General features: G+C 72.3%; 24 protein-coding genes. 14 read left to right on the top strand and 10 right to left on the bottom strand.

Annotated features, from left to right (window positions below; all coding sequences use genetic code 11):
* The first annotated feature begins 69 nt into the window (after nt 1-69).
* The 3 genes from KME80_RS28840 (at nt 70) to KME80_RS28830 (ending at nt 2,550) form a co-directional block, all read left to right on the top strand.
* On the top strand, nt 70-1,374 hold the full coding sequence (locus tag KME80_RS28840) for an MFS transporter (RefSeq protein WP_219509520.1): 1,305 nt from the start codon (nt 70-72) through the stop codon (nt 1,372-1,374).
* A 135-nt stretch (nt 1,375-1,509) separates the two neighbouring features.
* Complete coding sequence (locus KME80_RS28835) at nt 1,510-2,256, top strand: GntR family transcriptional regulator (protein ID WP_219509519.1); 747 nt, start codon at nt 1,510-1,512, stop codon at nt 2,254-2,256.
* Nucleotides 2,257-2,370: 114 nt separating this feature from the next.
* Nucleotides 2,371-2,550, top strand: a complete 180-nt coding sequence (locus KME80_RS28830; RefSeq protein WP_219509518.1) for a hypothetical protein — start codon at nt 2,371-2,373, stop codon at nt 2,548-2,550.
* Nucleotides 2,551-2,591: 41 nt separating this feature from the next.
* Here KME80_RS28830 and KME80_RS28825 read toward each other — a convergent pair whose 3' ends face one another.
* The 7 genes from KME80_RS28825 to KME80_RS28795 form a co-directional block, all read right to left on the bottom strand.
* A complete protein-coding gene (locus tag KME80_RS28825; RefSeq protein ID WP_219509517.1) occupies nt 2,592-3,560 on the bottom strand; it encodes a TerC family protein in 969 nt (322 codons plus the stop codon).
* On the bottom strand, nt 3,557-4,048 hold the full coding sequence (locus KME80_RS28820; protein WP_219509516.1) for a hypothetical protein: 492 nt from the start codon (nt 4,046-4,048) through the stop codon (nt 3,557-3,559). Before KME80_RS28820 ends, KME80_RS28825 begins: the two co-directional genes overlap by 4 nt.
* Nucleotides 4,048-5,454, bottom strand: a complete 1,407-nt coding sequence (locus tag KME80_RS28815; protein ID WP_246645942.1) for an Nramp family divalent metal transporter — start codon at nt 5,452-5,454, stop codon at nt 4,048-4,050. Before KME80_RS28815 ends, KME80_RS28820 begins: the two co-directional genes overlap by 1 nt.
* Nucleotides 5,455-5,619: 165 nt before the next feature.
* Nucleotides 5,620-7,737 carry an acetate--CoA ligase family protein gene (locus KME80_RS28810; RefSeq protein WP_219509514.1) on the bottom strand — a complete coding sequence of 706 codons (2,118 nt, stop codon included), beginning with the start codon at nt 7,735-7,737 and terminating at the stop codon, nt 5,620-5,622.
* Nucleotides 7,737-8,960, bottom strand: a complete 1,224-nt coding sequence (gene frc, locus KME80_RS28805) for a formyl-CoA transferase (RefSeq protein WP_219509513.1) — start codon at nt 8,958-8,960, stop codon at nt 7,737-7,739. Before frc ends, KME80_RS28810 begins: the two co-directional genes overlap by 1 nt.
* A 13-nt stretch (nt 8,961-8,973) precedes the next feature.
* Nucleotides 8,974-10,638, bottom strand: a complete 1,665-nt coding sequence (locus KME80_RS28800) for a thiamine pyrophosphate-binding protein (RefSeq protein ID WP_219509512.1) — start codon at nt 10,636-10,638, stop codon at nt 8,974-8,976.
* An 83-nt stretch (nt 10,639-10,721) separates the two neighbouring features.
* Nucleotides 10,722-11,930 carry a molybdopterin molybdotransferase MoeA gene (locus KME80_RS28795; protein WP_219509511.1) on the bottom strand — a complete coding sequence of 403 codons (1,209 nt, stop codon included), beginning with the start codon at nt 11,928-11,930 and terminating at the stop codon, nt 10,722-10,724.
* Between the two features lie 123 nt (nt 11,931-12,053).
* On the opposite strand from KME80_RS28795, the gene KME80_RS28790 reads away from it, so the two are divergent.
* From KME80_RS28790 to KME80_RS28750, 9 genes are all read left to right on the top strand, one after another.
* A complete protein-coding gene (locus KME80_RS28790) occupies nt 12,054-13,031 on the top strand; it encodes a 2-dehydropantoate 2-reductase (protein ID WP_219509510.1) in 978 nt (325 codons plus the stop codon).
* A gap of 38 nt (nt 13,032-13,069) precedes the next feature.
* A complete protein-coding gene (locus KME80_RS28785; RefSeq protein WP_219509509.1) occupies nt 13,070-14,971 on the top strand; it encodes a molybdopterin oxidoreductase family protein in 1,902 nt (633 codons plus the stop codon).
* A gap of 4 nt (nt 14,972-14,975) precedes the next feature.
* The gene (locus KME80_RS28780; RefSeq protein WP_219509508.1) at nt 14,976-16,778 is read left to right on the top strand and encodes an NAD(P)H-dependent oxidoreductase subunit E; all 1,803 of its coding nucleotides are present in this window, start codon (nt 14,976-14,978) and stop codon (nt 16,776-16,778) included.
* Nucleotides 16,778-17,617, top strand: coding sequence for a 2Fe-2S iron-sulfur cluster-binding protein (locus KME80_RS28775; protein WP_308125970.1), 840 nt, complete (start codon nt 16,778-16,780; stop codon nt 17,615-17,617). Before KME80_RS28780 ends, KME80_RS28775 begins: the two co-directional genes overlap by 1 nt.
* Nucleotides 17,610-18,470 carry a formate dehydrogenase accessory sulfurtransferase FdhD gene (gene fdhD / locus KME80_RS28770; RefSeq protein ID WP_219509506.1) on the top strand — a complete coding sequence of 287 codons (861 nt, stop codon included), beginning with the start codon at nt 17,610-17,612 and terminating at the stop codon, nt 18,468-18,470. The genes KME80_RS28775 and fdhD overlap by 8 nt, the downstream gene beginning before the upstream one ends.
* A 104-nt stretch (nt 18,471-18,574) precedes the next feature.
* A complete protein-coding gene (locus KME80_RS28765) occupies nt 18,575-19,567 on the top strand; it encodes a metal ABC transporter substrate-binding protein (RefSeq protein ID WP_219509505.1) in 993 nt (330 codons plus the stop codon).
* Nucleotides 19,555-20,340, top strand: a complete 786-nt coding sequence (locus KME80_RS28760; RefSeq protein ID WP_219509504.1) for a metal ABC transporter ATP-binding protein — start codon at nt 19,555-19,557, stop codon at nt 20,338-20,340. The genes KME80_RS28765 and KME80_RS28760 overlap by 13 nt, the downstream gene beginning before the upstream one ends.
* The gene (locus KME80_RS28755; protein WP_219509503.1) at nt 20,337-21,206 is read left to right on the top strand and encodes a metal ABC transporter permease; all 870 of its coding nucleotides are present in this window, start codon (nt 20,337-20,339) and stop codon (nt 21,204-21,206) included. Before KME80_RS28760 ends, KME80_RS28755 begins: the two co-directional genes overlap by 4 nt.
* Entirely contained in the window at nt 21,203-21,592 is a 390-nt protein-coding gene (locus KME80_RS28750; protein WP_219509502.1) for a Fur family transcriptional regulator, read from the top strand. The genes KME80_RS28755 and KME80_RS28750 overlap by 4 nt, the downstream gene beginning before the upstream one ends.
* On the opposite strand, the gene KME80_RS28745 is transcribed toward KME80_RS28750, so the two are convergent.
* Nucleotides 21,532-22,428, bottom strand: coding sequence for a DMT family transporter (locus KME80_RS28745; RefSeq protein WP_308125968.1), 897 nt, complete (start codon nt 22,426-22,428; stop codon nt 21,532-21,534). The two genes, KME80_RS28750 and KME80_RS28745, sit on opposite strands and share 61 nt — an antisense overlap.
* Before the next feature lie 91 nt (nt 22,429-22,519).
* On the opposite strand from KME80_RS28745, the gene KME80_RS28740 reads away from it, so the two are divergent.
* On the top strand, nt 22,520-23,068 hold the full coding sequence (locus KME80_RS28740; RefSeq protein ID WP_219509500.1) for a CGNR zinc finger domain-containing protein: 549 nt from the start codon (nt 22,520-22,522) through the stop codon (nt 23,066-23,068).
* A gap of 77 nt (nt 23,069-23,145) precedes the next feature.
* Here the strand turns inward: KME80_RS28740 and KME80_RS28735 are convergent, their stop codons facing one another.
* Together KME80_RS28735 and KME80_RS28730 are read right to left on the bottom strand one after the other, a co-directional pair.
* Nucleotides 23,146-24,033, bottom strand: a complete 888-nt coding sequence (locus KME80_RS28735) for an aminoglycoside phosphotransferase family protein (RefSeq protein WP_246645945.1) — start codon at nt 24,031-24,033, stop codon at nt 23,146-23,148.
* An 87-nt stretch (nt 24,034-24,120) separates the two neighbouring features.
* Nucleotides 24,121-25,311 carry an aminotransferase class V-fold PLP-dependent enzyme gene (locus KME80_RS28730; protein WP_246645940.1) on the bottom strand — a complete coding sequence of 397 codons (1,191 nt, stop codon included), beginning with the start codon at nt 25,309-25,311 and terminating at the stop codon, nt 24,121-24,123.
* A 49-nt stretch (nt 25,312-25,360) separates the two neighbouring features.
* Here KME80_RS28730 and KME80_RS28725 point away from each other — a divergent pair.
* Nucleotides 25,361-25,747: GntR family transcriptional regulator (locus KME80_RS28725; protein WP_246645939.1), on the top strand; the 387-nt coding region annotated here is incomplete at its 3' end.

Here is a 25,747-nt window from a genome sequence, read left to right as displayed (position 1 = left end):
GGTATACCGTATGGAATATCCGCCGTCTAGGTCTCGACAGAGGGCCGGTTACTGGATATTCCATACGGTATGGAGAATGCAGAAGTTGTCCGGGACTGGCGCGGGCGCTCCTACCTCGTCGGACCGGTCCCCGCCGACCGCACCCGCATGTTCCGGCTCGCCCTCGTGGCCATGGCCGCCATCAGCCCGCTGCAGTACGGCTTCGCCGCGCTGCTCGCCCGGGACGGCGCCGGGCTGCTGCTCCTGGCCGCCTGTCTCGTCTTCCAGGCCGCCGGGGCGCTCCCCGCCCTCCACCTCGTCCGCCGCGGCCGACTCCCGGTCCGCACCGCGCTCGCCGCGGGCGCCGCGCTGACCGCCACCGGCCTCCTCACCCTCGCCCTGACCTTCCCCGCCCCCACTACCGCCGCGGGGGGTGCGGGGCCGGCGGTGGCGTTGCTCGGGTACGCGGTGCTCGGGGGGCTCGGGGCGGGGGCCGTCTACGGCGTGTGCAGCGAGGTGGTCTCGGCCTGGTACCCCGACCGGGCCGCCTCCCGGGTGAGCCTGGTGACGGGGGCGTTCGGGTACGGGACGGTCCCGCTGCTGGTGTGGGCCGGGATCGCCCCGGCGACGACCCCGTGGGCCTTCGGGGCGGCGGCGCTCGCGGCGGCCGTGGCCATCGGCGTCGCGGCCCGGCGCCTGCGGCTGCCGCCGCGCCACTGGTGGCCCGCGGCCGTCGACCCCCGCGCGCACGCCCTGGACGCGGCCATCCTGCGCCGCACGCCCGGCGCGGTCCGCCAGTTCGGCCTGGCCCAGGCCCTGCGCACCCGGGCGCTCCCCGCGCTGGCCGCCATCCTCGCCTGCGCGGGCGCGGTGTCCGTCCTCGACGTGATCGTGGTCGCCGCCACCGGCTCCTGGGGCGCGCTGGCCGTGCTGGTGGCGCTGAACGGCGCGGGCCGGGCGGCCGCGATGCGCGCCTCGGAGGCCCTGGGCCGCCGGCGCGTCCTCGCCGCCGTGCTCGCGATCCTGGCCGCGGGCCAGCTCCTCCTCCTGGCCGCCCTCCACACCCCCGCGCCCGGCCCCGCAGCGGCTGTGGCACCGGCGGGCGGCCCGCTGCTGTGGCTCGGCGCGATCACCGCCGGGCTGGGCGGCGGCGCGTTCTATCCGCTGGTGGCGAGCCTCGTACGGGAGTTCTTCGGCGTCGAGAAGGTCGGCGAGATCCAGGCCGTCGTCTACAGCGCCAAGGCCGTGGCGGGCATCCTGGCCGCCTGCCTCGCGCTGGGGGCTCTGACCGCGCCGGGCCCGGCCCTGCTGGCCGCCGCCGCCCTCGCCGCCCTCCCGGCGCTGGCCACGCTCAGGTTGCGCACGCCGGGGCTCCCCGCGACCATCCCGCTGTGAATGCGGGGCGAAACGCTGTGTGAAACGCTGTGATGTAGCTCTCTGTGATGAGACTCACGGCGAGCCGTGCATCCTGCGCAGTATGCTGTAGGCAGTCGACCAAAACCATTTTGTTGCGCAGTCTCTGGAGTCGTCATGTTGCTGTCGGATCAGGCCGGTCAGGCGGCGGCCACCAAGATTCCCCGTCCTGCCACGCTCAGGGAGAGCGTGATCGAGGCCATTCAGGAGCTCATCGTCTCCGGCCAGCTCAAGCCCGGCCAGCACCTGGTCGAGAGCGAGCTGGCCGCCCTGCTCGGGGTGTCGCGGCAGCCGGTGCGCGAGGCGCTGCAGCAGCTCAGCGGCGAGGGCTGGGTCGACCTGCACCCCGGGCAGGGCGCGTTCGTGCACGTGCCGACGGTGGAGGAGGCCGACCAGCTCCTGGCGGTGCGCGCGCTGCTGGAGACGGAGTCGGCGCGGCTCGCGGCGCAGCACGCCGGCGAGGAGGGGGTGCGGCGGCTGCGTGCGCTGTGCGAGCGCGGCATGGCCGCCGTGCGTTCCGACGACGTCGACGGCGCCGTCGCCACCAACTCGGAGCTGCACGCGCTGGTGACGGCGCTGTCGGGCAACAAGGTGCTGGAGGAGCTGGCCAGCCAGGTGGCCCGGCGGGTGCGGTGGTATCACACGCCGGTGGCCCGCCAGCGGGGCATGGCCTCGTGGGAGGAGCACCGGTCGCTGATCGACGCGATCGAGGCCGGTGACGCCGACCGGGCCGCGTCGATCATGCGGGAGCACACCGGTCACACCCGCGCCTCGTACATGGAGCAGCGCGAGAACGAGCCGGTGGAGCCCGCGCCCAAGCCGGTGCGCCGCCGCCGCCCTCGCACGACCCCGGCGACGAACTAGCCGCCGCGGCCGGCACCCCGCCTTTCCGCCCGGAGACGGTCCGGGCGGCGGATTCCGCTTGCCCGGGGCCGTCCCGGGCAGCACATGGAGCAGAAACTGGGAGGTGTTCGAACGATGAAGAAGACGCTTGTCCGCTTCCTCCTTGGTGATCCCCTGGGTCAGGCCGCCGACGGCCGGGCCCTGGGCATCGGGCTGAGCGCGGCGCTCAGGAAGCACTACTCCGCCGACGACGCGGAGCTGCACCTGCGGGAGTGGGCCGCGGAGCACGACGTGCGCAAGAGCCCCAAGAGCTGAGCCGCACACCGGGGGACGGACGCCCCCGGCGCGCGGCGTGGTCAGCGCTCCACCGGTTCGGCGACCTCCTTCCGGGCGTCGCGCGACGACTTGACCAGGCTCAGCACCGTGGTGACCGCCAGGGTGCCGAGGATGACCCCGAGCGACACCAGGATCGGGATCTCCGGAGCCCACGACACGCCGTCGTGGTGCAGCGCCTCCAGGATGAGCTTGACGCCGATGAAGGCGAGCACCACCGACAGGCCCTTGCTCAGGTAGACGAGCCGGTCGAGCAGGCCGCCGATGAGGAAGAACAGCTGCCGCAGCCCCATGAGGGCGAAGGCGTTGGCGGTGAAGACGAGATACGGCTCCTTGGTGAGCCCGAAGATGGCCGGGATCGAGTCGAGCGCGAACAGCAGGTCGGTGGTGCCGATGGCGACCATGACGATCAGCATCGGCGTCACCATCCTGCGGCCCAGGTGCACGGTGAGGCGGGCGCCGTGGTAGGTGTCGGTGGTGGGCAGCACCCTGCGGACCGTGCGCAGGGCGAGGTTCTCGGAGAACTCGGCCTCGTCCTCCTCGTGCCCGACGAGCTTCCACGCGGTGTAGACGAGGAAGGCGCCGAAGACGTAGAAGAGCCAGTCGAACCTCGACACCGCCTCGGCGCCGGCGGCGATGAAGGCGCCCCGCATGAGCAGGGCCAGCACGATGCCGATGAGCAGCACCTTCTGGCGATACTGGCGGGGCACCTGGAAGCGGCTCATGATCAGCAGGAAGACGAACAGGTTGTCGACGCTGAGCGAGTACTCGGTGATCCAGCCGGCGAAGAACTCGCCGCCGTGGCCGGGGCCCGACACGACCAGCAGCCCGATCCCGAACAGGACGGCCAGGCCGACGTAGAACGACACCCAGCCCACGCACTCCTTGAAGGTGGGTTCGCGCGGGTTGCGTGCGACGAGGTAGAAGTCCAGCGCCAGGACGAGGGCGAAGCCGCCTATCGTGGCGAGCCACACCCAGGTGGGCAGGTTCATCGGCGGGCTCCCTTCCGCGCGCGCAGCGCCTCGGCGTGATGGACGTAGAGGCCGAGCAGCGCTTCGGCCTGCGGGTTGGCGGGGGCGACGCGGAGGAGCCAGTGCGGCATGAGCCGCTCGTGGATCCAGACGAAGCCGATGGCGAAGCCGAGCGAGACCATCGCCTGGTAGAGCAGGAAGCCTCCGGCCCCGCCGGCCAGACCACCGGTCCCGGCGACGCTCTCCTGGACGAGCCTGGACAGCGGGAAGGCCGCCATCCAGTACAGCCCGCACGGTCCGAAGGTGCCGGGCCGGAAGACGCCCCGGCCGAGCAGGACCCCGTACAGGCCGCCGAAGAGGCCGAGGGGCAGCGCGAGCATGAGGGCCGACAGGGCGGCCAGGCCGGTGGGGACCCCGGCGAACAGGGTCAGCCCACCGGCCATGGCGCCGGCGACGGCTCCGATCGACGCCCCTGGCAGGGCGAGTTCGAGGCTGTGCCGATCGATCATCAGCCCACGACCACGCCGAAGGCGAACAGGCTGTAGAACAGCATGCCGAGGTAGAAGACCGCGCCACACCCGATGATCACGTTCGACCACCACCTCGGCCTGATCGGCTTGGGCAGCATGCGGTTGTTGACCAGCAGCAGCGTCACGCAGTAGGCGCCCATCGCGAACGTCGACAGGAACGCCAGCGTGTCCAGGATCCCGGCCGGTCCGTCAGCGGGGCCGAACAGCAGGATCAGGATGCCGAAGATGATCACACCCCAGAGGAAGCCCGCGTACAGGTGTGACATGCGCAGCTTCTTCGCGCCCTTCACGAAGTTGTAGGTCATGTCGGCCTGGCCGCGGGAGAAGGAGTCGAACAGCCCGAGGGTGGCGTTGAGGCCGATCAGCGCGATGAACCCGAGGAAGATCACGCCGAGCACGGAGCTGCCCGCCGAGGAGACGGCGTCGGCCATCGCGGTGAGCGCGACCTCCCGCTCCTCGTTCTGGATGACGTCGCGGACGCCGGGGTTCTGCCGGACGGCCGCCTGGGCGATCACCGTGAAGGAGACCGTGACGAGCATGGTGATGCCCCAGAAGAGCAGTAAGGCGTCGAAGGTCACCCAGCGGCGCCAGCCCTTCCACTTGGCCATCTCGGCCGGGTCCTCGGTGTCGAACATGAAGCCGCGCGAGGGCATGGCCTCTTCCTCGCCGGCGTGCCGCAGCCCGTGGACCTTGGGGATGTGCGCGCCCATGCCGGCGCCGGAGGCCCGCAGGTGCAGCGTGTACCACATCTGCTGCATGCCGGACGGCCCGGCGAAGGCGCAGGCGCCGACGATGACGGGGAACCAGGCGGCCGTCATGGCCTCGGCCGGCAGGTAGCCGAAGGCGAACATGCCGGTGATCGTGGTGACGACGTCGTTCCAGGAGCCGACCATCGCGGCGACCACCGCGGTGCCGATCACGAGCGCGCCGATGAGCAGCGACAGCACGTTCTCCAGCAGGTTGTAGATGACCTTGGCGAAGCTGAAGATCACCCCGACCAGGATGAGCCCGGCGACGGCGGTGACCATCCAGGGGATGCCGGAGATCTGTTCCAGCGCCGCCGCCCCGGCGGACAGGTGCCCCGGCCAGATGTAGACGGCCATGGCGACGATGAAGAAGAACCACATGAGCGGCTTGAAGACGCGGGCGGCGCCGGAGAAGATGCTCTCCCCCGTCGCCATCGCGTAGCGGGCCATCTCCAGCATGACCACGGCCTGGAGGGTCACGCCGATCAGGAACAGCCACCTGATCTCCGGCCCGAACAGCAGCACGAGCCGGGGCCACATGTACGACTCGCCCATCCCCACGCCGAGGGCCACGAGGAAGACGGTGGGCCCGAGGATGTGCACCGAGGGAGGCGCGTCGGGGAGTTTCCTGATGGGCATCGGCTCCAGCCGGCCCGCTTTCCATACTCGTTCGTCCTCGACCGGCGGCGCAGACGTCGCCGGGGGTTTTGATGTGTCCACCTACGGACCTCCTGGGGGGATTTGTTGGTTCTCCTGCGCTGCCCCGAATGCGCCCCCTCGCCTGGCTCTGCTGCGGCTCGGCTCTTAGCCCAGCAGTCCGGCTGCCCTGGCCCAGCGGTACTTCGCGCCGAGCACCGCCACGGGCTTCTCGGTCGTGTACGGGTACGCGACCACTCCGTGCTCGAACAGGTACTCGCTGGCCTCCTCGACCTCGGTGTCCCCGGCCAGTGACGCGACGACCGGCTTGACGTTGCCCTTCGCGCGCTCCTCGGCGACCACGCGGGCGACGAGTTCGGCGAAGACCATCGGCGGCGTGACGATCGTGTGCCAGTAGCCCAGGACCAGCGCGTGGATCCGGTCGTCGGCGAGGCCGAGGCGGACCGTGTTCTCGTAGGTCGAGGGCGGCTCGCCGCCGGTGATGTCGATGGGGTTGCCCGCCGCGCCGAACGGGGGGATGTAGGCGCGGAAGGCCTCGTCCAGGTCGGGCGGGATGTCCATGAGCGTCAGGCCCGCGTCGACGCAGGCGTCCGACAGCAGCACGCCGGAGCCGCCCGCCCCGGTGATGATGACGACGTTCTCGCCCCGGGGCGTCGGCATGATCGGCAGCGATCTGGCGTACTCGAGCATGTCGTTGAGCCCGGGGGCGCGCACGACGCCGGCCTGCCGCAGGATGTCGTCGTAGACCTTGTCGTCGCCGGCGAGCGCGCCGGTGTGGGAGCCGGCGGCGCGGGCGCCCATCGCGGTGCGGCCAGCCTTGAGGACGATGACGGGCTTCTCCTTGACGACGCGGCGGGCGGCCTCGACGAAGCCGCGCCCGTCCTTGAGGTCCTCCAGGTGCATGGCGACGGCGCGGGTGTTGTCGTCCTGCTCGAAGAAGGTGAGCAGGTCGTCCTCGTCCACGTCGGCCTTGTTGCCGACGCCGACGATCGCCGACACGCCCATCTTGGTGGTGCGGCTGAAGCCGAGGATGGCCATGCCGATGCCGCCGCTCTGCGAGGTGAGGGCGACGCCGCCGCGCACGTCGTAGGGGGTGCAGAAGGTCGCGCAGAGGTTCTCGGGCGTGTAGTAGTAGCCGTAGATGTTGGGGCCGAGCATGCGCACGCCGTGCCTGCGGGCGATCTCGACGATCTCGCGCTGGCCCTCGACGTTGCCCGTCTCGGCGAACCCCGACGGGATCATGATGGCGCCGCCGACGCCCTTGCGCCCGGCCTCCTCCAGCGCGGCGGGCACGAACTTGGCGGGGATGGCGAACACGGCCACGTCCACGTCGTGCGGCACGTCGGAGATGCTCTTGTACGCGGGCAGCCCCATGATGTCGTCGGCCTTGGGGTTGATCGGGAAGATCTGGCCCCGGTAGCCGCCGTTGATGAGGTTGCGCATGACGGAGTTGCCGATCTTGCCGGTCTCGGCGGAGGCGCCGATGACGGCGACGGAGCGCGGCTTGAAGATCCGCGTCATCTGCTCCAGGATGCGCTCGCGGGGCAGCCGGCTGACCTCGGCGGGGGCCTCGCCGATGAGGATGCGCACGTCGGCGGCCACGGCGCCGCGGGCGTCGGCGAAGACGGGGTTGAGGTCGATCTCGGTGATCTCGGGGAAGTCGCTCACCAGCCTGCCGACGCGTTCGATCAGTGCCGCCAGGGCCTCCCGGTTCGCGGGCTCGGCACCACGGGCACCTTTCAGCACGTCCGCCGCTTTGATGTCGTCGAGCATCCCCAGGGCTTCTTCCGCCGAAACCGGGGCAAGCCGGAAAGTAACATCCTTGAGCACCTCAACCAGGACACCTCCCAGCCCGAACGCGATCACCTTGCCGAACGTCGGGTCGGTGACCGCGCCGACGATGACCTCGTGACCGCCGCCGACGAGCTGCTGCACCTGGACGCCGTCGACGCGGGCGCCCGGGTTGTGGGCCAGGGCGTTGGCCATGACGGTCTCGAAGCCGTCGCGTACCTCCTCGGCGGTCCTGAGGCCGACCAGCACGCCGCCCGCGTCGGTCTTGTGCAGGATGTCCGGCGAGACGATCTTCAGCACGACCGGGAGGCCGATGTCCTCCGCGATCGACACGGCCTCGGCCGCCGAGGTGGCCAGCCCTTCGCCCGGGGTGGCGATGCCGTACGCCTCGCAGATCCCGCGCCCCTCCGGGGCGGTCAGGGCCGTGCGGCCTTCGGCGAGCGCCTTGTCCAGGATGTCCCTGACTGCACTCACTAGATGACTCCGTTCGTCTTCAGCTCGGCCAGCTCCTCGGGGCTCACGCCGAGGGGGCCGTAGATCTCCTGGTTGTGCTCGCCCAGCAGCGGCGGCGTCCTGACGTCGACCGGCGAGTCCGACAGCTGGAGCGGGCTGCCGACGGTCACGAACTCGCCGCGTTCGGGATGGTCGACCGCGACGACGATGCCCTCCTCGCGCAGGCTCTCGTCCTCCACCAGCTCCCTGGTCGACAGGATCGGGCCGCACGGGATGTTCTCGGCGTTCAGCCGGTCCAGCACCGACCACTTGTCGTGCCGGATCGTCCACTCCTCGATGAGCTGGAACATCTTGTCCAGCTTCGGCAGCCGCGCCTCCGGCGTCGCCCACTCGGGGTCGTCGGCCAGCTCGGGGCGGCCGATGATGGCCGACAGCGGCTTCCAGCCGACCGGCTGCACGATCACGTAGATGTAGTCGTTCGGGCCGCCCGGCGCGCAGCGCACCGCCCAGCCGGGCTGGCCGCCGCCGCTGGCGTTGCCGGAGCGCGGCACCTCGTCGCCGAACGTCCTGTTCGGGTACTCGCGCAGCGGGCCGTGCGCCAGCCGCTGCTGGTCGCGCAGCTTGACCCGGCACAGGTTGAGCACCGCGTGCTGCATGGCGACCTGCACCCGCTGGCCGCGCCCGGTGCGCTCGCGCTGGTAGAGGGCCGCCAGGATGCCGGCCACCGCGTGGATGCCGGTGCCCGAGTCGCCGATCTGCGCGCCCGTGGCCAGCGGCGGGCCCTCCTCGAAGCCGGTCGTCGACATCGAGCCGCCCATCGCCTGGGCGATCACCTCGTACGCCTTGAACTTGGCGTAGCGGCCGGCGCCGAAGCCCTTGATCGAGGCGTAGACGAGGCGCGGGTTGAGCTCCTGGAGCCGGTCCCAGGTGAAGCCCATGCGGTCGACCGCGCCGGGGCCGAAGTTCTCCACCAGCACGTCGGCGCCCTTCACCAGCTCGGTGAACAGCTCCTTGCCGCGCTCGCTCTTCATGTTGAGCGTGATGCTGCGCTTGTTGCAGTTGAGCATCGTGAAGTAGAGGCTGTCGACGTCCGGCAGGTCGCGGAGCTGCTGCCGGGTGATGTCGCCGGCCGGCGACTCCAGCTTGACCACGTCGGCCCCCAGCCAGGCGAGCAACTGGGTGGCGGACGGGCCGGACTGGACGTGGGTCATGTCGAGGACGCGGACACCTTCGAGTGCCTTCATGTCGGGACCTGCCCTACTTGTACATGGTCTGGTTCATGGTGCCGGGCGCGTACACGTCGGGATCGACCCAGACGTTGATCAGCGACGGCTTGCCGGACTCGCGGGCCCGCTCCAGCGCGGGGCGGATCTCGGCCGGGTCGCGGACCTCCTCGCCGTAGCCGCCGAGCAGCTCGGCGAACTCGCCGTAGCGGATGTCGCCCAGCGTGTTGCCGACGCGGGCGCGGTCCTCGCCGTACTTGGCGGCCTGGCCGTAGCGGATCTGGTTCATCGAGGAGTTGTTGCCGATGACGCCGATGAACGGCAGGTCGAAGCGGACCATCGTCTCGAAGTCCCAGCCGGTGAGGCTGAAGGCGCCGTCGCCGAACAGGCACAGCACCTCCTTGTCGCGCCTGGCCTGCTTGGCGGCCATCGCGAACGCCATGCCGACGCCCAGCGTGCCGAGCGGGCCCGGGTCCATCCAGTGGCCGGGCGACTTGGGCTGGACGACCTGGCCGGAGAAGGTGACGATGTCGCCGCCGTCGCCGATGTAGATGGTGTCCTCGGTGAGGAACTCGTTGATCTCGTGGACCAGCCGGTACGGGTCGATCGGCTGGGCGGCGGAGAGCTGGCGCGGCAGCCGCTTGTCGTAGGCCGCGGCCTCGACCGCGCGCAGCTCCTCGATCCATTCCTTGCGCCTGGCCGCCGAGTCGGAGACCCGGCCGCTGGCCGCCTGCGCCGTGGCGGCCAGGATGAGCCCGGCGTCGCCGACGATGCCCAGGTCGATGTCCCGGTTCTTGCCGACGGTGCGGTAGTCGAGGTCGATCTGCACCACCGTCGCCGTCGGCGACAGCCGCTTGCCGTAGCCCATCCGGAAGTCGAACGGCGTCCCGACGATGATGATCAGGTCGGCCTCGGTGAAGGCGTAGCGGCGGCTGAGCTGGAAGTGGTGCGGGTCGCCGGGCGGCAGCGTGCCCCGGGCCGAGCCGTTCATGTAGGCGGGCACGTTGAGCTGGCGGACGAAGTCGATCGCCGCGTCCGTGGCCCGGCAGGTCCATACCTGGCTGCCGAGCAGGATGCACGGCTTGTCCGCGTGGGCCAGCAGGTCGGCCAGCTTCTCGACGGCCTCCGGGTCACCGGCCTGGCGGGTGGAGGCCCGGTAGTTCTTCGGGATGCGCGCCTTCTCCAGCGGCACCTTCGCGTCCAGCACGTCGCGCGGGATCTCCAGGAACGACGGGCCCGGCGCGCCGTGGTAGCACTCGCGGAAGGCCATCGACACGATGTCGGCCACCCGTTCCGTGCTCGGCACCGTCGCGGCGAACTTGGTGATCGGCGTCATCATGTCGACGTGCGGGAGGTCCTGCAGCGAGCCCATCTTGTGCTGGCTCAGCGCCCCCTGCCCGCCGATCAGCAACATCGGGCTCTCGGCGCGGAACGCGTTGGCCACGCCGGTGACCGCGTCCGTCGTGCCGGGGCCGGCGGTGACCACCGCGCAGCCGGGCTTGCCGGTGATGCGCGCGTAGCCGTCGGCCGCGTGCGCGGCCACCTGCTCGTGGCGCACGTCGATGACCTCGATGCCCTCATCGACGCAGCCGTCGTAGATGTCGATGATGTGGCCGCCGCAGAGCGTGTAGATCACGTCCACGCCCTCGGCCTTGAGCGCCTTGGCCACCAGATGACCGCCAGAGATCGTTTCCGACATCGATGCGTCCCTTTCCCAGCGACTGTCTCCCGCATACTGCATACCGTATGAACGCAATGGTTACCCTGCCGTCACCGGCCTGTCTAGCCCCCCTCGGGCAACTCGATCAGCTCGACCGGCTCCCCGGACCACCCCGCGGGCACCACGGCCAGGGCATCCGCCATCGCCGCGCCCCACAGAGATCCCGGCCGGTCGTGCCCGATCGGCACCGCCCCGCGGCCCGACCGGCGCACCGGCACCAGCCGCGTGTCCCTCGGATGCGTCCGCACCGTCCCCGCCAGCGCGCTCACCTCCGTACGCTCCTCCAGGCCGGACATCGCGCGCAGCATCGGCGCCAGCAGCGTCACCGCCGCCGCCAGCGCCGCGAACGGGTTCCCCGGCAGGCCGACGACCCACGTCCCGTGCGGCGTCCGCGCCAGCAACTGCGGGTGGCCGGGGCGTACCGCGACCCCGTCCACCAGCACCTCCGCGCCGAGGTCGGCGAGCACCCCGCGCAGGTGGTCGGCGGGCCCCTTCGAGGACGCCCCGCACCCGACCACGACCTCGGCGGGGACGGCGGGGGCCAGGGCGTCGCGCAGCGGGCCGGGGCCGTCGGGGAGGCGGACGCTCTCCGTGAGCCGGCCGCCCGCCCACGCCACCAGGCCCGGCAGGAAGGGGCCGATGGCGTCGCGGACCCGGCCCGGAGCAGGCAGACCGTGGCCGACGACCTCGTCACCGGTCACCAGGACCCGCACCCGGGGCCTGGGGCGGACCCGGAGCGTGTCATGGCCGAGCGCCGCGGCGAGCCCGAGCACCACGGGGCTCACCAGCGCGCCGGCCCCCAGCACGACGGCGCCCTCGGCGACGTCCTCGCCGCGCCGACGCACGTGGCGGCCGTCCTCCGCGTCGCCGCCGACCCACAGCGCGCCTCCCGATCCGCGCGCCCCGCCTGAGGGGCGGACGGACTGCTCGTACGGCAGGACCGCCGACGTGCCGGCCGGGACCGGGGCGCCGGTGGCGATCTCGACCGCCTCCCCCAGCGACAGCGCCCCGGCGTACGGCGCGCCGCCCGCGAGGACGTGGGCCACGACGCGCCAGGGCGGCGGCCCGCAGACCGCGTAGCCGTCCATGGCGGCCACGTCCACGCCGGGGACGGGCACCAGGGCCCGCAGCGGATCGGCGAGGCGGCGGCCGGCGGCGTCGGCGAGCGGCACCGGGACGGGATCGAGCGGACGGGCGCATCCGGCGGCCAGGTCTCTGGCGGCGGCCCAGGACAGGGCCTCCAGCACGGGTTCGTCACGGAGAACGGTCATGAAGCGGCTCCCTTGACCCCAAATTTTCCATACTGTATACCGAATGCACTGCGGGTCGCATCCACCGGCCCGCGGTGGGCCGGGGGGCCGGACATACGATCCGACGCGAGAACGGAGCGCAGCATGAAGGTCGCTGTTCTTGGCGCCGGCGCCATCGGCGCGTACGTGGGCGCCGCCCTCCACAGGGCGGGAGTCGAGGTGCACCTCATCGCCAGAGGTGAGCACCTGGACGCCATACGCAGATCCGGTGTGCGGGTGCTCAGCCCGAGGGGCGACTTCGTCGCCCGTCCCCACGCCACCGACGACCCCCACCAGGTCGGCCCGGTGGACCACGTCTTCCTGGGCCTCAAGGCGAACAGCTACGCCGCCGCGGGCCCCATGATCAAGCCACTGCTGCACGAGGCCACGAGCATCATCGCCGCGCAGAACGGCATCCCCTGGTGGTACTTCCACGGACTCAAGGGCCCGTACGAGGGCTACCGCATCCAGAGCGTCGACCCGGGAGGGGCGGTCAGCGCGGCGCTGCCCCTGGAACGGGCCATCGGCTGCGTCGTCTACGCCGCGACCGAGATCGAGGAGCCGGGCGTCATCCGGCACCTGGAGGGCACCCGGTTCTCCATCGGCGAGCCCGACGGCACGCTGACGCGCCGGTGCGCCGCGTTCAGCGACGCGGCGGTGGCCGGCGGGCTCAAGTGCCCGGTCGAGCGGGACCTGCGGCGCGACGTGTGGATCAAGCTGATGGGCAACATCGCCTTCAACCCGATCAGCGCGCTGGCCCGGGCGACCATGGCCGGGATCTGCCGCCACGACGGCACCAGGGAGCTGGTGCGGGCCATGATGCGCGAGACCGTGGAGGTGGCGGCCAACGTCGGCTGCGATCCCGGGATCTCCATCGAGCGCAGGCTGCGCGGGGCCGAGAAGGCGGGCGAGCACAAGACGTCCACGCTCCAGGACCTGGAGAAGGGCAAGCCGCTGGAGCTGGACGTGCTGCTCGCGGCGGTGGTCGAGCTGGCCGACCTGACCGGCGCGCAGGTGCCGACGCTGCGCGCGATCCACGCGGTGAGCGACCTCCTGGCGGAGAACCTTGTCCGAGCGGTCTAGCGAGGCATACCGTAGATTGTATACAGAATGGAGGGATCATGAGCTATGACCGCCTGACCCGTCCACTGGTGCGCGAGGACGGCGTGCTGCGCGAGGCCACCTGGGAAGAGGCGCTGACCCGCGCCGCCGAGGGGTTCCGGCGCAACGTCGACAAACACGGCCCCGACAGCTTCGCCATGCTGTCGTGCGCCCGTTCCACCAACGAGATGAACTACGTCGGGCAGAAGTTCACCCGCGTGGTGATCGGCACCAACAACGTGGACTCCTGCAACCGCACCTGCCACGCGCCCAGCGTGGCGGGGCTCTCGGCCGTGTTCGGCAGTGGTGGCGGCACCTCCTCCTACCAGGAGGTCGAGGACACCGACGTGATCGTGATGTGGGGCTCCGCGGCGCGGAACGCCCACCCGATCTTCTTCCAGCACGTGCTGAAAGGCATCCACAACGGGGCCCGGATGTTCGCCGTGGACCCGCGCCGCACCGGCACCGCCCAGTGGGCCGACCTGTGGCTGGGGCTGAACGTGGGCACCGACATCCCGCTCGCCCACGCCATCGCCCGCGAGATCATCCACGCCGGGCTGCAGAACCAGGAGTTCATCGACCGCGCCACGACCGGCTACGAGGAGTTCCGCGCGTGCGTCGAGCCGTGGACGCTGAGCGCCGCCGAGCAGGTCACCGGCGTGCCCGCGCACGCCATCCGCGAGCTGGCGCACGCCTACGCCCGCGCCGACCGCGCCCAGCTGTGCTGGACCCTCGGCATCACCGAGCACCACAACGCCACCGACAACGTCCGGGCGCTGATCAACCTGGCCCTGCTGACCGGCCACGTCGGCCGCTACGGCTCGGGCCTGTCGCCGCTGCGCGGCCAGAACAACGTGCAGGGCGGCGGCGACATGGGCGCCATCCCCAACCGGCTGCCCGGCTTCCAGGACCTCCTCGACCCGGCGATCAGGCGGAAGTTCGAGACGGCCTGGGGCGTCGGCATCCAGCCGCGCTACGGCCACAACCTGACCCAGATGCTGGAGGCGATGGCCGAGGGCGAGGTCACCACCTGCTACCTCATCGGCGAGAACCCGGTGCAGTCCGAGGCCGACTCGCTGGCCTGCATCAAGCGCCTGTCCATGCTCGACCACCTCGTCGTGCAGGACATCTTCCTCACCAAGACCGCCCAGATGGCCGACGTGGTGCTGCCCGCCAGCGCCGCGTGGTGCGAGGCCGACGGCACGTTCACCAACAGCGAGCGGCGGGTGCAGCGGGTGCGCAAGGCCCTCGACCCGCCGGGCGAGGCGCGCGACGACATCTGGATCATGTGCGAGCTGGCCCGCCGCCTGGGCCACGACTGGCACTACGACGGCGCCGAGGAGGTCTGGAACGAGCTGCGCGCCCTGTCCCCCGACCACAGCGGCATGACCTACCGGCGGCTGGAGGAGCTGCACGGCATCCAGTGGCCGTGCCCGTCGGAGGACGCCATCGAGCCGCCCTACCTGCACGGGCGGCTGTGGGAGAGCGACCCGGTCAAGCGGGGCACGCCCGCGCCGTTCGCGGTGCTGCGCCACTCGCCGCCGGTCGACCTGCTGGACGAGGAGTACCCGCTCCGGCTGACGACCGGGCGGCGGCTGGACTCGTACAACACCGGCGTGCAGTCGTCGGGGTTCGCCTCGCCGCTGCGGCGGGGCGAGACGGTCGAGATGTCGCCGGAGGACGCCGAGCGGCTGGAGCTGGTCGCCGGTGAAGAGGTGCGGATCAGCTCGCGGCGCGGCTCGGTGGTCGCGCCGGTGTTCATCGACCCCGGCCTGCGGCCCGGGCTGGTGTTCATGACGTTCCACTTCCCGGACGAGGTGGACACCAACGCCCTGACCATCGAGGCCACCTGCCCCATCGCGGGCACGGCCGAGTTCAAGGCGGCAGCCGTACGCGTCGAGAAGCTCGTCAAGGCCGGGTGAACAGATGGATCTGAGGTTCCGTGACGCGCAGCCGTCCGCCGAGGAGCGCGCCGCCGTCGACGCGCTGCTCGGCCCGCCGGCCACCGGCTGGGAGGGCGGCGCCAGGACGGAGGCGGAGCTGCGTTACGCGGCTCGCCCCGAACCGGCCCGCGACCTGCTGCTGCCCGCCCTGCACGCGGTCAACGACCGGGTCGGGTGGATCAGCGAGGGCGCGCTGGACTACATCTGCCGCCGCCTCACCGTCCCGCCCGCCGAGGCGTACGGGGTGGCGTCGTTCTACTCTCTGCTGTCGCTGAAGCCGCGTCCGGCGCGGGTGCTGCACCTCTGCACCGACCTGGCCTGCCAGGCGCGCGGCGCCGAGGACGTGCGCAAGCGCGTCGAGGCGCGGCTCGGCCCGGCGGGCTCCTCCTGGCAGCCCAGCCCGTGCCTGGGCCTGTGCGAGCGCGCCCCGGCCGCCCTGGCGATCGAGGCCGGCGAGACCCCGTCCACCCAGGTGTACGGGCCGGTTCAGGGGGACGAGGTCACCGTGCCGCACGGCTCCAACGGCCACGGGCCGGCCGGCTGGGAGCCGCCCGCCGAGGCGGCCGTGCCCCAGGCCGGGCGCGACGGCCTGGTGCTGCTGAAACGGATCGGCGTGGTCGACCCGGCCGGCCTGGACGCCTACCGGGCCACCGGGGGCTACGCGGCGCTGCGGCGGGCCTTCCAGCTCGGCCCGGCGGGCGTGATCCGGGAGGTGCTGGAGTCCGGCCTGGTCGGCAGGGGTGGCGCGGCCTTCCCGACGGGCCGGAAGTGGGACGCCACCGCCCGCCAGCCGGACCACCCGCACTACCTGGTGTGCAACGCCGACGAGAGCGAGCCGGGCACCTTCAAGGACCGCGTGATCATGGAGGGCGACCCGTACGCGCTCGTCGAGGCCATGACGATCGCCGCCTACGCCACCGGCTGCGCCAAGGGCTACCTCTACGTCCGGGGCGAGTACCCGCGGGCGGTGCGGCGGCTGGAGCACGCGATGGCCACGGCGCGCTCGCGCGGCCTGCTCGGCGCGGACATCCTGGGCCAGGGCTTCTCCTTCGACATCGAGCTGCGCCGGGGCGCGGGCGCGTACATCTGCGGCGAGGAGACCGCGATCTTCAACTCGATCGAGGGCTTCCGCGGCGAGCCGCGCAGCAAGCCGCCGTTCCCGGTGGAGAAGGGCCTGTTCGGCAAGCCGACCGTGGTCAACAACGTGGAGACGCTGGTCAACGTGCTGCCGATCCTGGAGCACGGCGCCCAGGCGTACGCGGCGGTCGGCACCGAGGGCTCGACCGGCACCAAGCTGTTCTGCGTGTCGGGCAGCGTGGACCGGCCCGGCATCTACGAGCTGCCGTTCGGCGCGACGCTGCGCGAGCTGCTCGACCTGGCCAGGCCCGCCGGGACGCTCAAGGCGGTGCTGCTCGGCGGCGCGGCCGGGGCGTTCGTGACGGACCTGGACGTGCCGCTCACGTTCGAGGGCACCCGGGCGGCGGGCGCCACGCTCGGCTCCGGCGTCGTCCTCGTGCTGGACGACACCGTCGATCTCAAACACATCCTGCTGCGCATCGCCGAGTTCTTCAGGGACGAGTCGTGCGGCCAGTGCGTGCCCTGCCGCGTGGGCACCGTACGGCAGGAGGAGGCCCTGCACCGGCTGTCGGAGCGCGTGGACGAGAGCGACCTGCTCCTGCTGCGCGAGGTCGGGCGGACCATGCGGGACGCCTCGATCTGCGGCCTCGGACAGACCGCATGGAACGCGGTGGAATCGGCCATCGACCGCTTGGGGGTATACAAGTGATCCCGCTCCAGCCGCCCCGGCGGCTCGTCGACGTGCAGATCGACGGCGAGACCGTCCGGGTGCCCGAGGGCTCGACGATCCTGGACGCCTGCCAGGCGGCGGGCAAGGACGTCCCGACGCTCTGCTACGGCGACACGCTCACCCCCAAGAACGCCTGCCGGGTGTGCGTCGTCGAGGTCGAGGGGTCGCGCACCCTGGCCCCGGCCTGCTCCAGGAAGGTCGAGGCCGGCATGACCGTCGGCACCGACACCGAGCGCGCCCGCCACAGCCGCAAGGTGGTGCTGGAGCTGCTCGGCTCGTCGGTGGACCTGTCGACCACCCCGCGGGCGGCCGGCTGGATCGAGGAGTACGGCGCCGAGCCCGGCAGGTTCGGCGACGACGCGGCCACGGTCGAGCAGCCCGCCAAGGTCGACAACGAGCTCTACGTGCGCGACTACAGCAAGTGCATCATGTGCTACAAGTGCGTCGACGCCTGCGGCGACCAGTGGCAGAACTCCTTCGCCATCGCCGTGGCCGGCCGCGGCTTCGACTCGCACATCTCCACCGAGTTCGACGCCCCGCTCACCGACTCGGCCTGTGTTTACTGCGGCAACTGCGTCGAGGTGTGCCCGACCGGGGCGCTGTCGTTCAAGTCGGAGTTCGACATGCGCGCCGCCGGGACCTGGGACGAGTCGCGGCAGACGCAGACCACGACGATCTGCAGCTACTGCGGCGTCGGCTGCAACCTGACGCTGCACGTACAGGACAACAAGATCGTGAAGGTCAGCTCGCCGCACGACAACCCCGTCACCAAGGGCAACCTCTGCGTCAAGGGCCGCTTCGGGTACGGGTATGTCTAGGGTCGCCGTCAAGCGCCGCATCCTGCGCATCAGGGACTCCGCCCCGACGCGCAGGGTCGACTCGCTGGCCGCCGAGGAGCCCCTGGAGATCCGCCTCGACGGCACGCCGCTGACCGTCACCATGCGGACGCCGGGCGACGACTTCGACCTGGCCGCCGGGTTCCTGGTCAGCGAGGGCGCGGTCGCCTCGGCCGGCGACATCGCGACCATCCGCTACTGCGCGGGGGCCCTGGCCGACGGGCGGAACACGTACAACGTCCTGGACGTGCGGCTCGCGCCGGGCGTCGAGGCGCCCGCGCCGCGCAACTTCTACACGACCTCCTCCTGCGGCGTCTGCGGCAAGGCGTCGCTGGAGGCGGTGCGCACGGTCGCCCGCTGGTCCGCGCACGACGACCCCGTCGAGCTCGGCCAGGCGACGGTGGCGGCCCTGCCCGGCCGGCTGCGCGCGGCCCAGCGGGTCTTCGACCGGACGGGCGGGCTGCACGCGGCCGGCCTGTTCACGGCCGAGGGCGAGGCCTTGTGCGTGCGCGAGGACGTGGGGCGGCACAACGCCGTGGACAAGCTGCTCGGCTGGGCGCTGCGGCAGGGCCTGCTGCCGCTGCGCTCGACCGTGCTCATGGTCTCCGGCCGGGCCTCCTTCGAGCTGGTGCAGAAGGCGGTCATGGGGGGCATCCCGGTGCTCGCCGCGGTGTCCGCGCCCTCCTCGCTCGCGGCCGAGCTGGCCGAGGAGGAGGGGCTGACGCTGATCGGGTTCCTGCGCGGGGACTCGATGAACGTCTACGCGGGCGAGCGGCGGCTGGACATCACCCCGGGCGCCGGCAACGGCTCTGCCGGCGCGCGAACACCGGGGTGATGAGGGGATGCCGTCCGGCGCCGCCTGGCCCCCAGCACGCCGTTCGGCATCCCTACCAAGGTCGACTTTGACAACCATTTTCATTTTGCAGCATACTGACTCACATGATGTCAGGACATTCCCGCCTGCGTGCCGCCGGGCTCCTCGCGGGCGCCACGCTGCTCACGACCACCGCCTGCGGAGCCGGATCCGGCGCGACACCTGAGGCCGCCGACGGCAAGCCCCAGGTCCTCGCCGCGTTCTATCCGTTGCAGTGGCTCAGCGAGCAGATCGCGGGCCCCGACGCCCAGGTGGCCGTCCTGACCGCGCCCGGCGTCGAGCCGCACGACCTGGAGCTCGGCGCCCAGCAGATGGCCCAGCTCGAGGACGCCACGCTCACCGTCTACATCAAGGGCGTCCAGCCCGCCGTGGACGACGCGGTCGACCCCGAGCGCTCCTTCGACGCCGCCACCGCCGTGGCCACGCTCCCGGCCGGCGGGCACGCCGAGGAGGGCCACGCCGGGGAGGAGGGCCACGGCGAGGAGAGTCACGCCGAAGAAGGCCATGCCGAGGAGACTCACGCTGAGGAGGGCCACGACCACGGGGTCGCCTACGACCCGCACCTGTGGCTCGACCCGTCCCGCCTGGCCACCGTCGCCGGCAAGCTCGGCGAGCGCCTGGCCGCCGCCGACCCGGCCCACGCGCAGGGCTTCAAGGACCGCGCCGCCACCGCCGCCGCCTCGCTCACCGCGCTCGACAAGGAGCTCGCCACCGGCCTGACCACCTGCGCGACGCGCACCATGGTGACCGCGCACGAGGCGTTCGGCTACCTGGCCGACCGGTATAAGCTCAAGCAGGTCGGCATCACCCTCGACCCCGAGACCGAGCCCTCGCCCGCCCGCATCGACGAGGTGGCCAAGCTCGCCAAGGCGGAGAAGGTGACGACCATCTTCACCGAGGCCCTGGTCAGCCCCAAGGTCGCCGAGGTGCTCGCCGCCGAGGTGGGCGCGAAGACGGCCGTGCTCGACCCGCTGGAGAGCAAGCCCTCGGGCGACTACCTGTCGGCCATGCGGGGCAACCTCAAGACCCTGCAGTCGGCGTTGGGATGCACACCTTGACCGAGACCGCCTTCGAGATGCGCGACGGGCGGGTGACGCTCGACCGGCGGCCCATCCTGCGCGGCATCGACCTCACCGTCAGCCCCGGCGAGGTCGTCGCCGTCATGGGCGCCAACGGCTCAGGCAAGTCCACCCTGGTCCGCGCGCTGCTCGGCCTCACGCCGCTGTCCGGCGGACAGACCCTGATGTACGGCACGCCGCCCGCCAGGTTCCGCGACTGGTGGCGCATCGGCTACGTGCCGCAGCGGCTCTCCGTCGGCGGCGGCGTGCCCGCGACCGTCGGCGAGGTCGTCACCTCGGGCCGCATCGCCCGGCAGAGCAGGCTGCGCCGCACCAGCGCCGCCGACCGGGCGGCCGTGGCGAGCGCCCTGGAGGCCGTCCGCTTGTCCGACCGGGCGCACGACCCCGTCCAGGCGCTCTCCGGCGGGCAGCAGCAGCGGGTGCTCATCGCCCGCGCCCTGGCCGGCGAGCCCGACACGTACGTGATGGACGAGCCCACCGCGGGCGTCGACGCCGCCACCCAGCAGCTCCTGGCCGACACGCTGGCCAGGCTGGTGGCAGGCGGCAAGACCATCGTGCTCGTCGCGCACGAGCTCGGCCCGCTGGAGCCGCTCATCACCCGCGGCGTCGTCGTGCGCGAAGGCCTCGTCGCGCACGACGGCCCGCCGCCCCGGCCCGAAGGCGACTGCGCCAGGCCGGGACACGAGCACGTCCACCCGCACGCCGCCGAAGCCACGGCGGGGCCGCTGCGGGGCTGGCAGGGAGAAGCATGATCGAGTTGCTCGACAGGCAGTTCTTCCAGCTCGCGCTGCTCGCGGCGCTGCTGGTCGGCCTCTGCGCGCCCGCCGTGGGCACGTTCATCGTGCAGCGCAGGCTCGCGCTGCTCGGCGACGGCATCGGGCACGTGGCGCTGACCGGCGTCGCGCTCGGGTTCCTGACCGGCACCGCGCCGGTGCTCACCGCCGTCCTCGTCGCGGTGGCCGGCGCCGTCGCCATCGAGCTGGTCAGGGCGCGCGGGCGCACCAGCGGCGACGTGGCCCTGGCCCTGATGTTCTACGGTGGCATCGCGGGCGGCGTGCTGCTCATGGGCATCGCGCCCGGCGGCAGCAACTCCAAGCTCAACTCCTACCTGTTCGGCGCCATCGCCAGCGTCACCGAGCAGGACATCTGGATCATCGGCGCGCTGGCCGTCGCCGTCCTCGCCGTCGTCGCGATCTTCGGCAGGGAGCTGTTCGTGCTCTGCCAGGACGAGGAGATGGCCCGCGCCAGCGGCCTGCCGGTGCGCTTCCTCAGCCTGCTCATCGCCGTCACCGCCGCGCTCACCGTCGTCATCGCCATGCGCGTGGTCGGCCTGCTGCTCGTCAGCGCGCTCATGGTCATCCCGGTGGCCACCAGCCAGCAGCTCACCCGCGGCTTCCGCACCACGATGCTGCTCGCCATGCTGTTCGGCGTCATCGCCGCCGTGGGCGGGCTGCTCGCCTCCACCGCCTCCACCCGGGTGCCGCCCGGGGCCTCGATCGTGCTTCTTGCCCTGGCCGGCTTCGTCCTGGCCCTGGGTGTGGGTAAATTCGTACGCCGAGGCCGATCCCAGGAGTCGACAGTGACCGAGCCAAGCACGCGTGCCGAGGAGGTCGTATGACCACGAGACGCGACGCCGTGCACGACACCCTTCGCCAGAGCGAGGGCTTCCGCAGCGCGCAGGACGTCTACGCCGAGATGCGCCAGCACGGCGCCAAGATCGGCCTGACCACCGTCTACCGCGCCCTCCAGGCGCTGGCCGACGGCGGCCACGTCGACGTGCTGCGCACCGACGACGGCGAGTCGGTCTACCGGGCGTGCGAGACCGGCGAGCACCACCACCACCTGGTCTGCCGCCGCTGCGGCCGGACCGTCGAGGTGGCCGGGCCCGCCGTCGAACGCTGGGCCGAGACCGTCGGCACCGAGCACGGGTTCACCGAGATCACTCACACGGTCGAGGTGTTCGGCACCTGCTCGTCCTGCTCGCGCACGCCGCGCCCGGCCTGACCCCGCCGCGACCCGTACAGGACGCCCAGCACCACCACCGCGCAGCCGGCGAGCTGGAGCGGCGACGGCCGCTCGCCGAGCGCGACCGCCGACAGCGCCACCGTCGTCACGGGCTGCACCAGCAGGAGCAGCGCGGTCAGCACGGCCGGCTGCCGGGGCAGCGAATAGGTGATCAGCGACCAGCCGAGCACCTGCGGCCCCAGCGCGAGCAGCAGCAGCCAGCCGTGCGCCGGCCACTCCGGCACGAAGCTCGCCCCGCCGAACAGCGGGCTCAGCGCCGCGATCGCCACCGTCGCCACCACGGTCGCGTGCGCCAGCGGCCCGGCCGCGCGGCCCGAACCGGCCTTCATCAGCAGCAGGAACGCCGCGTACGCGATCGACGTGGCCACGCCGGTCACCACCCCGAGCGCCGGGTCGGCGCCGTACGCCCCGCTGTCGAACACCCCCGAGATCAGCACCACGCCGCCGAACACCACCGGCGTGGCGATCATCAGCGGCGTCGACGGCCGCTCCCGGAACAGCGCCCACGCGGCGAACGCCACGATGAACACCTGAAGGTTGCCCAGCACGGTCGCCAGCCCCGCGCCCACGTAGTCGATCGTGTGATGCCAGAACAGCAGGTCGAACGCGAACATGAGCCCCGCCACCCACGCCAGGTAGAGCGGCTTGCCGGTCAGCGGCCCGAGCCTGCGCCGCTCCAGCCAGGCCAGCACCAGCATGGGCGGCACCGCGTACGCGCACCGGAACAGCGCCGAGGTCGCGGGCGAGACGCCCGACAGCCGGACGAGCGGGGCGGAGGTCGAGATGATCAGTGCTCCGGCGATCGCGATCAGCACGAAACGACGATGTGCACTCACCGAAACCCCCGACCCCCCGTGGGAGAGATACGCTGCGACCACGCTAGAACCGGCCCGGACAGGAGTCAATATGCCGTTTGGCCATGACATGGTGCATGCGCTGGCCACCGTCGTCGAGCTGATCAACACCTCGCCCTCCACAGGAGGGGACGACGGTCTGGCGACCCTGGCCGAGCTGCAATCCTTCGTCGACTCGCGCCAGGTGAGCGGCATCAGCACCCTCACTCCGCGCGACCTCGGACAGGTACGCATCGTACGGGAGGCGTTCCACCGCGTCTTCGTCGCCCCCGACCAGCCCACCGCCGTGCGCACCCTCAACTCGCTGCTGTCCGAGACCCGCATCACCCCACGGCTCACCGAGCACGACGGGCACCCGCTGCACGTCCACTACTTCGCGCCCGACGCCACCCTCGCCGAGCACCTGGCCGCCGACTGCGGCGTCGCCCTCGCCCACCTGCTCGTCGAGGGCGAATGGGAACGGCTGCGCACCTGCTCCGCGCCCGACTGCGAGCACGTCTTCGTCGACGAGTCGCGCAACCGGTCGCGCGTCTACTGCGACAGCCGCACCTGCGGGAACCGGATGCACGTCGCCGCCTACCGAGCCCGCCGCCGAGGCTGACCCCCTGTCGGGCCTGCCGTCCTCCCCCAGCGCGCCGCCCCAGGGAGGCAACCGGCGCGGGGAGCCGGGCACGGCCGCTAGGAGGCCGCCAGGATGCGCTGGAGGGTGCGGGCGCCGAGGCGGCTCATCGGCGGGTTGCTGTCGACGTAGTACCAGACCAGGCCCATCGCCTGCTGGAAGGCCCACGCCCTGCCGCGTTCCCATTCGAGGTCGGTGCAGCCGAGGTCGTCGCGGAGCGCCTGGCGCGGCCCGGCCTCCAGCAGGTGCCAGGCGCTCACCAGGTCCAGCGCCGGGTCGGCCGGGGCGAAGCCGCCGACGTCGAGGATGCCGGCGAGCCGGCCGCCGGACACGAGCACGTTGCCGGGGATCAGGTCGCAGTGGTTCATCACGTCGGCGCCCTCGCGGGGCAGGATCCGCAGCTCGGCCCAGAGGCGGCGCAGCCGGGGGACGTCGAGGAGGTGTTCGCTGTGGGTGAAGCAGGTCTCCATCCACGCGTCGTGGTCCTTCAGGTCGCCGCCCCGGCCGGAGCCGCTGAAGGTGCGGCCACGGGTGTCGAGGGCGCGCAGGTCGTGGACGAGGGCCGCCAGGTCGTGGGCGAAGGCGACCGATTCGCCCGGGTCCGCGTCCGTGGCCACGACGCCGGGCAGCCACGTCTGCACCGACCACGGGAGCGGGTAGCCCGCCCCGGGCTCGCCGAGCGCGACCGGCTCGGGGGTGCGGAACCGCGTACGCCCGGCCAGCTCGCCCGCCGCCCGCGCCTCCTTCTGGAGCCAGGCCCGCGTCGAGTCGACGTCGCGGGGCTCCAGGGGGAAGCGGGCGGCCAGCCCGTCGCCGATGCGGAAGATGGCGTTGACCGTGCCGTGGGCGGCGACGCCCGTGACCGGCAGGTCCCGCCACTGCGGGAACTGTTCGGCCACGAGCGCGCGGACCGTCTCGGGCGTGACTGTCAGCTGACCTGCGTGCATCTCCACGCGGATTAGCGTTCCGTGCCCGCGCCCGGGACCGCAACCGGGTTTCCGGCCGCGCTGGGACGGACGCCCGTACGGCTCCCGTCAGGGGCGGACGAGGCCGGCCACGGCCTCCGTTACGTGGCCGACCTCGTCCTCGGTGTTGTAGTAGTGCGGCGACAGGCGCAGGGCCCACTCCACGTCCTTGTCGCCGAAGTCGTACTGGGCCAGCTCGCGGAAGCTGAGCGCCGAGTTGACGCCGCGCGCGTCCAGCGCCGCCTTGAACGGCCGCGCCTGCCATCCCTCGATCGCGAACGTGACCAGCGCCCCCAGCGCCGGGCCCCGGTCCAGGACGCGTACGCCGGGGATGGCGGCCAGGCCCTCGCGCAGCAGCGCCGCCAGGGCCGGGGTGCGGCGGGCGATGGCGTCCATGCCGACCCGGCGGGCGTACGCGACGGCCGCCGCCGAGCCGAGGACCGTGGCGTACGGGAACTCCCAGTCCTCGAACCTGGCCGCGCTCTCCACCGGCTCGTAGCGGTCGGGAGCGACCCAGCGGGCCCCGTACATGTCGATGAACAGCGGCTCGTAGCCGGCGCGCAGCACGCGGTCGGACACGTACAGGAAGCCGGAGCCGCGCGGGCCGCGCAGGAACTTGCGGCAGGTGGCGGTGAGCAGGTCGCAGCCGATCTCCGCCACGTCCACGGGGTGCTGGCCGACCGACTGGCAGGCGTCGACCAGGTAGAGCAGGTCCAGTTCGCGGCAGTGCGCGCCGATCTCGGCGACCGGCTGGACGAGGCCGGAGTTGGTGGGAATGTGGGTGGCGCTGACGAGCCGGGGGCGGTGCTCGCGCATGAGGGCGGCCATCGCGGGCACGTCCACGCCGCCCTCGGGCGTGTCGGGGGCGTGCACGACGCGGACGCCGTGCCGCTTGCGCAGCGACAGGAAGGCGATCTGGTTGGAGATGAAGTCGTTGCGGGTGGTCAGGATGACGTCGCCGGGTTCGAAGGGGATCGCCGACAGCGCGGTGGCGTAGGCGTGGGTGGCGCTGGTGGCGAAGGCGATGTTGCCGGGGCCGGCGTTGATCAGCGCGGCGATCTCGGTGTAGAAGCCGCGCACCTGCTCGGCGCGGGCGGCCGACGCCTCGTAGCCGCCGATGGCCGCCTCCAGGCGGAGGTGGTCGAGCATGGCGTCCAGCACCGGCGTGGCCAGCAGCCCGCAGCCCGCGTTGTTGAAGTGGACGACCTGCTCGCAGCCCGGCGTGTCGGCCCGCAGGGCCAGAAGCGTTTCCGGGCTCAACTCAGAAGCGTTACCATGTCCTCTCATGTCCGAGAGTAGCACTTCTGAGATGGTGGCAGCTCTCCGGAAGCTGATCGCCGGGCTCGCCCCCGGTGACCGCCTGCCCAGCAGCCGCGAGCTGACCGTCCGCCACCACGTCGGCCCGGCCACCGTGTCCCGCGCGATCGCCCGGCTCGCCGCCGAGGGCGCGGTGGTGACCCGGCCGGGCAGTGGCACGTTCGTGGCCGCCCGCCCCGCGGACCAGGGCGGCGGGGCCGACACCTCCTGGCAGTCGGTGGCGCTCGCCGGGCGCGACGCCTCCGCCGAGCCGCCGGTCCCGCTGCCGGACGGCGCCGTCGCCCTGTCGGGCGGCTACCCGCACGAGTCGCTGCAGCCCACGCGGGCGCTGGCCGCCGCGCTCGCCCGCGCCGCCCGCCGTCCCGGCGCCTGGCGCCGC

The organism is Nonomuraea ceibae, assembly GCF_019396325.1.
Taxonomy (GTDB): domain Bacteria; phylum Actinomycetota; class Actinomycetes; order Streptosporangiales; family Streptosporangiaceae; genus Nonomuraea; species Nonomuraea ceibae.
This window is presented reverse-complemented; position numbering and strand designations above follow the sequence as displayed.